Source organism: Bacillus carboniphilus, from assembly GCF_039522365.1.
In the GTDB taxonomy this organism is placed as follows: Bacteria; Bacillota; Bacilli; order Bacillales; family JC228; genus Bacillus_BF; species Bacillus_BF carboniphilus.
In genome coordinates, this window is the sequence record NZ_BAAADJ010000006.1 from 124,936 (window position 1) to 137,513 (window position 12,578).

The window sequence follows — 12,578 nt, forward strand, 5'->3', positions numbered from 1 at the left end:
ACTGCATGAGTAGGCTTGTTCGGGTCATGCCCGTTACTGTCATGGCGCCAAATGAAGGCTGCTTCTATGAAAGCAGCGAACAAGGGTGGTACCGCGAAATCAACCTTTCGCCCCTTATCCTAGGGGGTGGAAGGTTTTATTTTTGTCTAAAAATTATTTAGAAATGAGGAGAATGAGTATGTTATCTGATCAACAGTTTTTACGAATTCCCGGTCCAACGCCTATTCCACCAAGTGTTCAACGTGCAATATTGCAACCGATGATTGGCCATCGTGATGAAGAAACAAAGATGCTCCTACAAACTATTCGCCCAAGACTTAAGCCCATTTTCGGCACCGAACAAGAGGTCCTAATTTTAGCTGGTAGTGGAACCTCTGGATTAGAAACGGCTGTCGTTAATACAACCCAACCTCATGATGAAGTTCTCGTTCTAGTCACCGGAGCATTCGGTGAACGATTTGCTCAAATTTGTGAAGCCCATCAATTGGTGACTCACCGCATGGAAGCTCCTCCGGGTGAAGCGATCGCTCCCGAGCATGTCAAAGCATTTTTAAGTGCGAATCCTTCTATAAAAGTTGTGTTTGCTACCTTTTGTGAGACTTCCACAGCAGTACTCAATCCCATTCAGGAGTTAGCACAAGTTGTTCAGCAAAACTCGGATGCACTTTTAGTAGTAGATGGGGTCTCATGCGTTGGCGGAGTCGAAACGAAGATGGATGATTGGGGTATCGATGTACTCGTTACAGGCTCACAAAAAGCATTGATGCTGCCTCCCGGTTTAACTTTTATAGCAGTAAGTGACCGAGCATGGGACCGAGTCCATCATAATCCACGACCTCGGTTTTATTTCGACCTAAAAAAGTACCATGACAATCTAGTGAAAGACTCTACACCATTCACTCCCGCTGTATCTCTGTTATTCGGACTGGATCAAGTGCTGAATCTTGTAGAAGAAGAGGGGGTAAAACAGGTTTTTACCCGACACCAATTGATGATGAAGATGACTAGATCTGCCTGTCATGCACTCCAACTCCCTCTCCTCACCACAGACCAATCAGCATCGCCAACTGTCACTGCTGTCTATCCAAGGGACTTCCAAGCGAATGAACTTCGACACGTGTTACTAAAAGAATTCGGACTGAATCTAGCTGGCGGACAGCAGGAGTTGAAAAATAAAATTTTCAGGATCGGCCATATGGGATATTGCTCACTAGCTGATGTTTTACAAACTATTAGTCTATTGGAGTTAGGGTTAGCTCGACTTGGAGTTGGACGTGAAGCCGGAGTCGGAAGTGCAGCCGCACAGTTAACTTTTCTAAATGGAGGGAAAACAGAATGACATTACGCATTTTGATTAGTGATCCATTGAGTGATGAAGGGCTTCATGCACTACACCAGGATGACCGGATTGAAGTAACGGTTTCTACGGAATTGAGTGTGGATGAGTTACTACATTGTATTGGCGAGTATGATGCGCTGCTCGTTCGTAGTCAGACACAAGTAACAAAAGAGGTACTTAGACAGGCCAGCAAGCTGAAAGTTATTGGGCGAGCTGGTGTAGGCGTCGATAATATTGATTTAGATGCAGCTACCGAACATGGGGTTCTTGTAGTAAACGCTCCGGATGGAAATACGAACTCAGCCGCAGAACATACGATGGCAATGCTCATGGCGTTAGCACGAAAAATCCCACAAGCTTACGCTGCCCTAAAGGAGCACCGCTGGGACCGCAAGTCCTTTGTTGGAGTGGAATTGAAAAATAAAACACTCGGGATTGTAGGACTTGGCCGGATAGGGGCTGAGGTCGCTGAACGAGCCAAAGGGCAAAAAATGAATGTCATTGCATATGACCCCTATTTAACGGAAGAAAAAGCTGAAAAAATGGGGATCCAATATGGGTGCTTAGAGGATGTTTTGGGGGCTGGGGATTTTATAACCGTCCATACCCCATTGTTGAAGGAAACGAAGCACTTAATTAACCATAAGGCATTTAGTCAGATGAAAGATGGCGTTCAAATCGTGAATTGTGCACGGGGTGGCATTATTGACGAAGAAGCCTTATATGAAGCTATTCTTTCTGGAAAAGTAGCCGGTGCAGCATTAGATGTATTTGAAGAGGAACCTGTCCAGAATTATAAACTTTTAGAATTACCTGAAGTGATTGCCACTCCTCACCTCGGGGCCAGTACCGTGGAAGCTCAGGAAAATGTGGCGATAGATGTTTGTCGGGATGTCCTCCAAATTTTAACGGGGGGCTTAGCAAAAAATCCTGTTAACTTCCCTTCTGTACCAGCTGAAGTGATGAAACGAATCGAACCGTACTTTCATTTATCCGAGAAAATTGGCGCGTTTATCTCCCGTTTAACGGATGAAGCTGTGGAGGAAGTTTGCATCTATTATTCCGGTGAATTGGCAGATTTAGATACAGCCCCATTAACTCGGAATACTGTAAAAGGTTTGCTACGACGCTACATGGGTGAGCATGTAAATGATGTAAATGCACACTTCCTTGCTCAGAAGAAAGGGATCGTCATTATTGAACATAAATCCTCATCCACAAAGGGCTTCACTAATTTGTTAACTGTTGAGATTAAAACCAAGTCAGGAGCAAGGAAAGTTGCCGGAACTCTTCTAAGTGGGTTAGGAGCTCGAATTGTGAAGGTTGATGACTACAGCGTAGATGTGAAGCCTTCGGGTCATCTGATTTTAATTCAACATAAGGACCAGCCTGGTGCGATTGGGCGGGTTGGAAGCTTGTTAGCGAATTTCGATATTAACATTGCGACGATGCAGGTGGGCCGCTTAGATGTTGGCGGGAGTGCCATTATGATGTTAACCATTGACCGTCAAGCTGAGGGGCATGTTGTGGATGAGTTAAGAAGGTTGACTGATATATTTGCGGTGATTGCGATTGATTTGTAGGTTTGTGGTGCGGGGGTTCGGAACATAACCGGCGTTTTTCAGAACTCGGCACCTCTTTTTCAGAAAAATCCGGTTTATGTTCTAGTTTTAAATCCAAGGAAAGAAAAGTAGAACATAAGTATGTTTTATGTCCTAGTTTTGGAGTCGAGGAAGAAAAATGAGAACGAAAATCCGGTTTGTGTTCTAGTTTTAAGGCCGAGGAGAGAAAAACAGAACATAAGTTAGTTTTACGTCCTAGTTTTGGAGTCGAGGAAGAAAAAAGAGAACGAAAATCCGGTTTATGTTCTAGTTTTAAATCTGAGGAAAGAAAAGTAGAACATAAGTTAGTTTTATGTCCTAATTTTGGAGTCGAGGAGGAAAAAAGAGAACGAAAATCCGGTTTACGTCCTAGTTTTAAGGCCGAGGAGAGAAAAACAGAACATAAGTTAGTTTTACGTCCTAGTTTTAGTGTGGAGAAAAAAAAGAGAACAACTCGACATCTCTTTTTCAGAACTCAGCACCCTTTTTCCAGAACTCAGCACCTCTTTTTCAGAACTCAGCACCCTTTTTTCAGAACTCGGCACCCCTTTTTCAGAACTCAGCACCCTTTTTCCAGAACTCAGCACCTCTTTTTCAGAACTCAGCACCCTTTTTTCAGAACTGGGCAACTCTTTTTCAGAACTCAGCACCTCTTTTTCAGAACTCGGCACCCTTTTTTCAGAACTCAGCACCTAAGCATATGCACCAAACAAAAAAGCAACGCCATCAAAGCGTTGCTTTCTCTATTTTAACCCAAACGATGCGTCTCCCTCTTCCTCCCACTAAACACCTGAATTTCTTCATACCCCACTGACCTCGCTAGTTCCAACGATTGATCATAAGCATATCCAACATGCTTCGGTGCATGGGCATCAGAACACAGGACGATTCCCACTCCTGCGTCATAGCACTTTTTTAACAACAGTGGATCCGGATACATTTCCCCCACTGGTTTACGGAGACCGGCGGTACTGATTTCAATACAGGTTCCTGATTTTGCGAGCGCCTCCACAGCCCGATCATACTGAGCTTCCACGAATTCCTGATCGTCCGGTTTATAGGAAAAGATTTTAATAAGGTCGATATGTCCTACAAAATTAAAAAGTCTCGACTGTGCAAGGGTGACGATTTGATCAAAATATTGCTCATATGCTTTATAAATGTCTCTCTTTTCATATTCATGGCGATAGATTTCGAGGTCAATCCCCCACTCCTCAATCCAATGAACAGAACCAATGACATAATCAAATGGATATTGATTGATAAAGGCCTCCATTTGCTTCTCTTTTCCAGGCGTGTAGTCCATTTCAATCCCCATTTTCACGTTGATTCCCTGCTTATTTGCTTCTTCAAAAAGCCCAAGATAATCATGAAAATGAAGTCCGCGTCGGTTATCAACCCATGGGTTTGAAAGGATTTCCTTTGTTTCCCAGAAAAAATAAGCATGCTCAGAAATTCCTAATTCTTCAATCCCTAGTTCTCTAGCCTTTTCTACGTACTGTTTTAAATAGTCCACTGAGAAATCACCGGTCTCATGCATATGTACGTGATAATCCGTGAGCATCGCCATCTCCCCTTTGGCTGATTCATTATCACTATAGTAACACACAGAGTTGCTGTCCCATTGCTTTTGGCAATTAAAAAAAACGGGACAGATACTTGTCCCGCACGCTTGGTTATCTCCGGTCTTCTTGCATTTTGACTTCAATATAATAGCGAGGCAAAGCTTTAATTAGAAGCTTATGAACTGCTGCTTCTTCTTTTACTCTTTCCTCCTGTGACATCATACCTTTATGGTAAACGCGAACCCACATGTCTTGTCCATTGATCATAACGGGTCCTGGTTCATATTCTGTTTCGTTTTCAATCACCCATTTTGCCTTGTCGACATCAGTACCTAAGGTCGGCATGTCTTCGCTAGGATCAATATATGAAGTCGGACTTTGGTTCGTGTTGATTGGATCGTCTCTTAAATCACGGCCTCTTCTTCCCTGATCATTGGTAATCATCTTCATTCCATTATAATCTGCTTCTTCGTAAATGGAATCCTGGTGATTGTTATTAAAACCACAACCTGTCATCGTCATTGAGCATATCAGGGGAATGATGGTCCATTTCAATACTTTAACCATATCATCTACCTCCCTATGCTTTTAGCTTCTCCCATATAATCTTGAATCAATCATCCAAAAAAAGGTGATACGAATTTCAAATCCAAAATAAAAAGCCTCATCGAGACATGTACACTCGATAAGGCCTGTTTTTTTAAAAAATTTCACAGGTTAAACTGTGGTTGTCGCTGCTGCCACCTTACCCGGGACTTGGTGATGGTGACGACATCTTGGTTCGTAGCTTTCAGCTGCACCCACTTGGATGACTGGGTCATTGTAGTGGGCTGGTTGTCCATCAATGAGACGTTGAGTCCGACTTGCTGGTGACCCACATACGGAGCATACAGCATGTAACTTAGTAACTAATTCTGCAACAGCCAGAAGTTGTGGCATAGGTCCGAATGGCTCTCCACGGAAATCCTGATCTAGACCCGCTAGCACTACACGGTGTCCCTGATTCGCCAATTGTTGAACCACATCCACAATTTCTTGATCCAGAAATTGAACTTCGTCAATGGCTACTAAATCAACATTTGCATCTACACGAGATAAAATATCCGATGGAGACGTTACAGAAATAGCTTGAACTTGAGTCCCATTATGGGAAACAACGGCTACCTCACTATATCGGTTATCAATGGCAGGTTTAAAAACGGCAACGGTTTCTTTTGCAAATTGTGCCTTACGTACCCTCTTAATGAGTTCCTCTGATTTCCCAGAAAACATACTTCCACATATTACTTCAATCCAGCCAGATTGTTTTACAACAAACATATCCATTGCCGCTCCTTCCAAGACCTTCATTTTGCATGCAGTTCGCCTGCAAAAACTATCTATCCTTTTTTCGTCATCTTTTCACAAAACTTATAATAGAAAAAAATGGCATTGTCGATGAATACCGTTATTATCAATGATATTAGTGCAAAAAATATTTATTTGAAGTGTTTGATAAGCAGAAATTCACTTTGAGGATAGGCTGCCGATATCAGCCCCAAAAATAAGTATTTTAATGTTTTTTCTATATTTTGAACGAAAAATACCCTATGTAAAGAAGAAAAAACAGGCAAGTAGTGTGCTTGCCTGTTTTTAAGTCTTTTATTACTTAAGGCCGTATTTTTTATTGAATCGATCAACACGTCCATCTGCAGAAGCAAATTTTTGACGGCCAGTGTAGAATGGATGACATTCAGAGCATACCTCTACGCGAATCTCTTCCTTAACTGAACCAGTTTCAAATTCGTTACCGCATGCGCATTTAACAAGCGCTTTTTTGAAATTTGGATGGATACCTTGTTTCATTCTTTTCCACTCCTTCTCGCCCTGAATCATTCGAAACAGAGTTTATATTCCATATACAGACTGAACAATCAGCCTGCGAATCTTTGAAACAAACTGTTATCATTATAACAAGTGAATAATAAGTTTGCAACCTAATTATAAAAGCAGAAGCTCACACAGAATTCTTTCCACCAGCAAGACAAACCTTGACATAGCGGTGTTTTTTTAAGAGAGAATGGACCTATGAATCAAGAGCCCAGCAATTAAACGCAGCTAATATTCTATGTGTAAAACTTATTCCATTCCTGTAAAAATTAGGATTTCTTTTGCTTCATTTCTTCAGAAAGCTGCTCAAAGAACTCTTCGTTGGATTTTGTTTGACGAAGACGTCTTAGTAATTTTTCTGAGAAATCTGGTGTGTCGGTCATCGCTTTTCTCATCGCCCAAAGCTTTTCGAGGTGATCTTTTTCTACCAGTAACTCTTCGCGACGAGTACCAGAACGACGAATATCGATTGCAGGGAAAATACGTCTTTCTGCAAGATTTCTATCTAAATGTAGCTCCATGTTACCTGTACCTTTAAATTCTTCGTAAATCACATCATCCATACGAGAACCAGTATCGACAAGAGCCGTTGCTAAAATCGTTAAGCTACCGCCCTCTTCGATATTACGGGCAGCACCAAAGAAACGCTTTGGACGGTGGAATGCTGCTGGGTCAATACCACCAGAAAGGGTACGTCCACTTGGTGGGATGACCAAGTTGTATGCACGCGCTAAACGAGTGATACTATCCATTAGAATAATAACATCGCGCTTGTGCTCAACTAGACGCATGGCACGCTCAAGGACTAATTCAGCTACTTTAATGTGGTTTTCTGGCACTTCATCAAATGTTGAGCTAACCACGTCACCTGCTACTGAACGCTCAATATCTGTTACCTCTTCTGGACGCTCATCAATTAAAAGTACAATCAGTTCCGCTTCCGGATGATTGGTTGTGATGGCATTTGCAATTTCTTTAAGTAGCATCGTTTTACCTGCTTTAGGTGGAGCTACAATCAATCCACGTTGACCAAAACCGACTGGTGAAATTAAGTCCATAATACGAGTCGATAGGTTTCGAGTAGTGGTTTCTAATGTTACTTGACGGTCTGGATATAAAGGAGTTAAGGCAGGAAAATGAACTCTTTCTTTCGCTGTCTCAGGGTCATCACCATTGACCATTTCTACATGGAGTAGACCAAAGTATCTTTCGTTTTCTTTTGGAGGACGAACCTTACCAGATACCTTGTCCCCGTTACGAAGGTCAAATCGGCGAATTTGTGAAGCTGATATATAGATGTCTTCAGAGCTTGGCGAGTAGTTGATTGGTCTTAAAAATCCAAAACCTTCTGATTGGATGATTTCTAGGACACCTTCCATAAAGAAGTATCCTTCTTGTTCTGCTTGAGCTTTTAAGATGGCAAAAATAAGTTCTTTTTTTGTTAATTTGCTGTAGTATGAAATCTTATATTTTCTTGCAAGTTCGTAAAGGTCTTTTAATTTCATATTTTCAAGACCGGTAATTGTTAGTTCTTCCATTTCTATAGCACCACGCTTTGTTTATTTAGTTTTCTATTGAATCAAGAAAAAAGATTCCTTCTCCCAAAGGTATGCATTCTTATGTAGGGTGAACGAAAAACGGATGGGTAGAAAGATGATTTTGGTTGGAGATTCAATCGAAGTTATAAGTAGAAAACAATGTAAAACCTTACACAATATTAGACCGATTTGTTGTTTTTGTCAAAAGAATTTAAATAGTTGGGAGCTCAGAACATATACAATTCCGAGCCCCAGCCTATTGTTTACGACGGCCTGATCACAAGGTTTGGCTTCTTTTTCAAGCTGTGTCTTCCATCGATAAAACGAACCGTTCCTGATTTTGCTCGCATAACTAGGGAGTGTGTTAATCCGTAGGAGCCTTTGAATTGGACACCTCTTAATAGCTCACCGTCTGTTACACCCGTTGCTGCAAAGATGGCGTCATCTCCTCGAACTAAGTCTTCCATGAGTAAGACTTTTTCTAGGTCTAGTCCCATTTTGATGCATCGCTCTACTTCTTGGTCATTCTGAGGTAGTAATTTCCCTTGGATTTCTCCACCTAAACATTTTAGTGCGACCGCAGCTATAACGCCTTCAGGTGCTCCACCGGATCCAAATAAGATATCTACACCCGTATGATCAAACGCAGTATTAATCGCACCTGCAACATCACCATCGTTGATTAACTTAATTCGGGCTCCCGCTTCTCTAAGCTCTTGAATGATTTTACCGTGTCTTTCACGATTTAAAACGGTTGCTACCACATCTTCAATGTCCTTATTTTTTGCTTTCGCTACAGCTTTTAGGTTGTCTAATACGGAAGCGTTGATGTCGATTTGACCAACTGCTTCAGGTCCAACTGCAATTTTGTCCATATACATATCTGGAGCATGAAGTAGGCAGCCATTATCCGCAATAGCCAAAACTGCAAGGGCATTCCAGCCACCTGATGCAACAATGTTTGTCCCTTCTAACGGGTCAACTGCTACATCTACACGAGGGCCATAACCTGTACCTAGCTTTTCCCCTATATATAACATTGGAGCTTCATCCATTTCTCCTTCTCCAATGACTACCGTTCCTTTCATAGGGACAGTATCAAATACATCACGCATCGCACTCGTAGCAGCTTCATCTGCTTCATCCTTTAGTCCTCTTCCCATCCAACGGGCAGAAGCAAGGGCTGCGCCTTCTGTGACACGCACTAACTCCATTGACAGACTTCGTTCCATGTAAGGTCCTCCTCTTTTGCAAGCCTTTACACCTGATATTGTACCAGATTTCTGATAGGGATTGACGATAGATTGGCAAAAAATAAGAAATTGGAAAGATTTCATCTATGTTTCTTGGGGTTTTCTTGGTGAGGGATAACCGATTACTCCCCCTTCGAAGCAAAAGGGGGAGGTTTGATCGGCTTATGGATTACGAGCTTTTCATCTGCTCGATTTCTTCTTCTGTCATTTTTTCTCGCCAGATTGTAGCACCTAGACCATTCAATTTCTCTACTAAATTACTGTATCCACGATCAATATGCTCTAAACCTGTAATTTCAGTGACCCCTTCTGCCATTAAACCTGCAATAACAAGGGCAGCGCCTGCTCTTAAATCACTCGCTTTGACTTTGGCACCTTGAAGTTGAACTGGGCCCGTAATGATCGCTGAACGACCTTCTACTTTTACATTGGCATTCATTCTTCTTAACTCATCGATATGTTTAAAGCGTGCAGAGTAAATCGTATCTGTAACAACACTCGTTCCTTCTGCACTCGTTAATAGGCTAGAAAATGGCTGTTGCAGGTCTGTTGGAAAGCCTGGATGTACAAGCGTCTTTATGTCAACGGCTTTCACTTTTTCTCCACGTCTTACAAAGATTTGGTCATAACTCGTTTCTACTGTTACTCCCATTTCCCTAAGCTTTGCAATGACGGACTCTAAGTGCTGAGGAATGACATTATCAATTAACACGCCATCTCCCATAGCCGCACTTAATATCATAAACGTTCCTGCTTCAATACGATCTGGAATGATGGTATGTCTGCAGCCTTTCAGCTCTTCAACACCTTCAATACGAATGACGTCAGTACCTGCACCTTTAATTTTAGCGCCCATACTCGTAAGTAATGTAGCAACATCGATAATCTCTGGCTCTTTTGCTGCGTTTTCGATGATGGTTTTTCCCTTAGCTTTTACAGCCGCCAGCATTATATTAATGGTCGCCCCAACACTTACAACATCAAGGTAAATTCTAGCGCCACGAAGTTCGTCCGCTCTAAGGTAAATGGCACCTTGCTCGTTTGTTACCTTTGCGCCCAGTGCTTCAAAACCTTTGATATGTTGGTCAATTGGTCGAGGTCCTAAGTGACATCCACCCGGAAGACCAATGACTGCTTTTTTGAATCGACCAAGCATCGCACCCATTAGATAATAGGAAGCTCTTAATTTCTTTACTTTCCCATTTGGTAACGGCATCGAAACCATTGAACTTGGGTCCACATGCATCATTTGGTCTTCTAGCGTAACCTTTCCGCCAATTTCCTCTAACAAATCTTTCAGTATTGAAACATCTGATATGTCAGGTAAACCTTCAATGGTTACAGGAGATTCCGCTAAAATCGTTGCCGGTATAAGCGCCACAGCACTATTTTTTGCTCCACTCACTCGTATTTGCCCTTTTAACGGATAGGCTCCTGCAATTTTTAGCTTTTCCATGTTAGACTCCCTTCCCATTGTAGCTTTACTCTTACGCAAAGTTAGTATTTTTTTCCACATTCAATAGATTATTCCGAACTGTATACTATTTACTAGTTTACACAAAAAATAGTGAATCATGAAGTAATACTTCAAAATTTTAGAAAATAGTTCTTTTGGATGTAGGTCCTAGGCTTTATCTCCGAAGGTACTATTCCAATCTTTTAAGAAAGCGTCAATTCCTTTATCTGTTAACGGATGCTGGAGTAACTGCATGATCACCTTATACGGGATGGTTGCAATATGGGCGCCTCTAAGAGCTGCCTCTGTTACATGTTGAGGATGTCTGACAGAAGCTGCAATAATTTCTGAATCGATATCATGTATTTGGAAAATGGTATGGATATCAGAGATGAGATCGAGCCCATTAAATCCAATATCATCCAGTCTTCCGATAAACGGGGAAACATAGGTTGCACCTGCTCTTGCTGCAAGTAGGGCTTGGTTGGCACTAAAGATGAGGGTTACATTTGTTTTAATTCCTTCTTTTGAAAAAGCATGGGTTGCTTTTAATCCTTCAGCTGTCATAGGGACTTTAATAGTGATGTTCGGTGCAATACCAGCTAGTTCTTTTCCTTCTTGAATCATACCTTCTGCATCAAGAGCAATGACTTCAGCACTTACGGAACCACTCACAATACTAGTGATTTCTTTTAGCCTTTCGTGAAAAGAAACGCCTTCTTTTGCCACAAGTGTAGGATTTGTTGTCACTCCCGCAATAACACCTAAATCGTTTGCATCTTTAATCTCTTGTAGGTTTGCCGTATCAATAAAGAACTTCATCCTATTTTCCTCCCCTGTTTATACATAATGTTTATAAAGGAAACCGCCTCAAAAAAAGGCGGTTCCAATTGTATCTTAAGCTTTATTTGAAGAACCAAATTCGCGCATTTTACCTTTTACGGTTTCTTTAATAGCGTCACGAGCTGGCCCTAAGTATTTACGAGGATCGTACATGTCTGTCTTTTCTGCTAATACTTGACGAACAGCCTTGGCAGAAGAGATTTGGTTTTCAGTATTTACATTGATTTTCGCTGTTCCAAATGAGATTGCTTTTTGGATATCCTTTGTTGGGATACCTGTTCCACCGTGAAGAACAAGTGGTAATCCAGTCGCATTCCCGATTTCTTCCATCTCCTTGAAACCAAGGTTTGGTTCTCCTTTATAAGGACCGTGAACAGAACCCAATGCAGGCGCTAGGCAATCGATACCTGTTCGCTTCACAAGCTCTTCACATTCTTTAGGATCTGCGTAGATTACACCGTCAGCAACCACATCGTCCTCTTGTCCACCAACTGTACCAAGCTCTGCTTCTACAGATACTCCATGGATATGTGCTAATTCAACAACCTTAGCCGTTGTCGCGATATTTTCTTCAAACGGATGATGAGAAGCATCAATCATAACGGATGTAAATCCTGCATGAATCGCTTGGGCACACTTTTCAAAGCTTGAACCGTGGTCTAAATGGATTGCAACAGGAACTGTCACATTGTATTCTTCCATTAAGTTTTTAACCATGCCAACAACGGTTTTAAAACCACCCATATAACGAGCAGCGCCTTCAGAAACACCGCAGATTACAGGTGATTTTTCTTCTTCAGCAGCTTGAAGAATCGCTTGAGTAAATTCAAGGTTATTTAAGTTGAATTGGCCAACTGCATAACCTTCTTCTTTTGCTTTAATAAGCATTTCTTTCATGGATACTAGGGGCATTCTAATTTCCTCCTTATGTAAGAATAAGTATAGCATTCAGCGATAGAAACGTAGTTTGTTTAAAACAGCTATTTCCAATATTAGCTTCTTTCCACACTAAAAATAATATTCCTCCATATGAAAAAAAACAACATTCGTTATCTTAATGTATTTGTAACCTCTGGTAACCTCTACATGGAAGGACACCGAAGTCTATACTACT

The 12,578-nt window shown here is 41.5% G+C and carries 12 protein-coding genes and 1 other annotated feature (1 of these 13 running past the window's edge); of the genes, 2 read left to right on the forward strand and 10 right to left on the reverse strand.

What is annotated here, in order from left to right:
- Positions 1 to 118, forward strand: a binding site (T-box leader) (it extends 111 nt beyond the left edge of the window).
- A 60-nt stretch (positions 119 to 178) separates the two neighbouring features.
- Both ABDZ91_RS04165 and serA read left to right on the forward strand, forming a co-directional pair.
- Entirely contained in the window at positions 179 to 1,339 is a 1,161-nt protein-coding gene (locus tag ABDZ91_RS04165) for a pyridoxal-phosphate-dependent aminotransferase family protein (RefSeq protein WP_343796632.1), read from the forward strand.
- Positions 1,336 to 2,922, forward strand: coding sequence for a phosphoglycerate dehydrogenase (gene serA / locus ABDZ91_RS04170; RefSeq protein ID WP_343796633.1), 1,587 nt, complete (start codon positions 1,336 to 1,338; stop codon positions 2,920 to 2,922). Before ABDZ91_RS04165 ends, serA begins: the two co-directional genes overlap by 4 nt.
- A 431-nt stretch (positions 2,923 to 3,353) precedes the next feature.
- On the opposite strand, the gene ABDZ91_RS04175 is transcribed toward serA, so the two are convergent.
- From ABDZ91_RS04175 to ABDZ91_RS04220, 10 genes are all read right to left on the reverse strand, one after another.
- Positions 3,354 to 3,632, reverse strand: coding sequence for a hypothetical protein (locus tag ABDZ91_RS04175; RefSeq protein WP_343796634.1), 279 nt, complete (start codon positions 3,630 to 3,632; stop codon positions 3,354 to 3,356).
- Positions 3,633 to 3,688: 56 nt separating this feature from the next.
- Complete coding sequence (locus ABDZ91_RS04180) at positions 3,689 to 4,504, reverse strand: histidinol-phosphatase (RefSeq protein ID WP_343796635.1); 816 nt, start codon at positions 4,502 to 4,504, stop codon at positions 3,689 to 3,691.
- A 112-nt stretch (positions 4,505 to 4,616) separates the two neighbouring features.
- Positions 4,617 to 5,072, reverse strand: a complete 456-nt coding sequence (locus ABDZ91_RS04185) for a hypothetical protein (protein ID WP_343796636.1) — start codon at positions 5,070 to 5,072, stop codon at positions 4,617 to 4,619.
- A gap of 150 nt (positions 5,073 to 5,222) precedes the next feature.
- On the reverse strand, positions 5,223 to 5,825 hold the full coding sequence (locus ABDZ91_RS04190) for a thymidine kinase (protein ID WP_343796694.1): 603 nt from the start codon (positions 5,823 to 5,825) through the stop codon (positions 5,223 to 5,225).
- Between the two features lie 324 nt (positions 5,826 to 6,149).
- On the reverse strand, positions 6,150 to 6,350 hold the full coding sequence (gene rpmE, locus ABDZ91_RS04195) for a 50S ribosomal protein L31 (protein WP_343796638.1): 201 nt from the start codon (positions 6,348 to 6,350) through the stop codon (positions 6,150 to 6,152).
- A 293-nt stretch (positions 6,351 to 6,643) separates the two neighbouring features.
- On the reverse strand, positions 6,644 to 7,912 hold the full coding sequence (gene rho / locus ABDZ91_RS04200) for a transcription termination factor Rho (RefSeq protein WP_343796639.1): 1,269 nt from the start codon (positions 7,910 to 7,912) through the stop codon (positions 6,644 to 6,646).
- Positions 7,913 to 8,175: 263 nt separating this feature from the next.
- A complete protein-coding gene (glpX, locus tag ABDZ91_RS04205) occupies positions 8,176 to 9,144 on the reverse strand; it encodes a class II fructose-bisphosphatase (protein WP_343796640.1) in 969 nt (322 codons plus the stop codon).
- 190 nt (positions 9,145 to 9,334) lie between these two features.
- Entirely contained in the window at positions 9,335 to 10,621 is a 1,287-nt protein-coding gene (locus ABDZ91_RS04210; protein WP_343796641.1) for a UDP-N-acetylglucosamine 1-carboxyvinyltransferase, read from the reverse strand.
- Positions 10,622 to 10,789: 168 nt separating this feature from the next.
- Entirely contained in the window at positions 10,790 to 11,443 is a 654-nt protein-coding gene (fsa, locus tag ABDZ91_RS04215; protein ID WP_343796642.1) for a fructose-6-phosphate aldolase, read from the reverse strand.
- Between the two features lie 75 nt (positions 11,444 to 11,518).
- Positions 11,519 to 12,376 (reverse strand): class II fructose-bisphosphate aldolase, encoded by an 858-nt coding sequence (locus ABDZ91_RS04220; protein ID WP_343796643.1) that lies wholly within the window; start codon positions 12,374 to 12,376, stop codon positions 11,519 to 11,521.
- Positions 12,377 to 12,578 lie beyond the last annotated feature (202 nt).

What these genes read in the sequence shown, in the direction of transcription:
- ABDZ91_RS04165 (WP_343796632.1), top strand. Translation starts at nt 179, where the DNA reads ATGTTATCTGATCAACAGTTTTTACGAATTCCCGGTCCAACGCCTATT.
- serA (WP_343796633.1), top strand. Translation starts at nt 1,336, where the DNA reads ATGACATTACGCATTTTGATTAGTGATCCATTGAGTGATGAAGGGCTT.
- ABDZ91_RS04180 (WP_343796635.1), bottom strand. Translation starts at nt 4,504, where the DNA reads ATGCTCACGGATTATCACGTACATATGCATGAGACCGGTGATTTCTCA.
- ABDZ91_RS04185 (WP_343796636.1), bottom strand. Translation starts at nt 5,072, where the DNA reads ATGGTTAAAGTATTGAAATGGACCATCATTCCCCTGATATGCTCAATG.
- ABDZ91_RS04190 (WP_343796694.1), bottom strand. Translation starts at nt 5,825, where the DNA reads ATGTTTGTTGTAAAACAATCTGGCTGGATTGAAGTAATATGTGGAAGT.
- rpmE (WP_343796638.1), bottom strand. Translation starts at nt 6,350, where the DNA reads ATGAAACAAGGTATCCATCCAAATTTCAAAAAAGCGCTTGTTAAATGC.
- rho (WP_343796639.1), bottom strand. Translation starts at nt 7,912, where the DNA reads ATGGAAGAACTAACAATTACCGGTCTTGAAAATATGAAATTAAAAGAC.
- glpX (WP_343796640.1), bottom strand. Translation starts at nt 9,144, where the DNA reads ATGGAACGAAGTCTGTCAATGGAGTTAGTGCGTGTCACAGAAGGCGCA.
- ABDZ91_RS04210 (WP_343796641.1), bottom strand. Translation starts at nt 10,621, where the DNA reads ATGGAAAAGCTAAAAATTGCAGGAGCCTATCCGTTAAAAGGGCAAATA.
- fsa (WP_343796642.1), bottom strand. Translation starts at nt 11,443, where the DNA reads ATGAAGTTCTTTATTGATACGGCAAACCTACAAGAGATTAAAGATGCA.
- ABDZ91_RS04220 (WP_343796643.1), bottom strand. Translation starts at nt 12,376, where the DNA reads ATGCCCCTAGTATCCATGAAAGAAATGCTTATTAAAGCAAAAGAAGAA.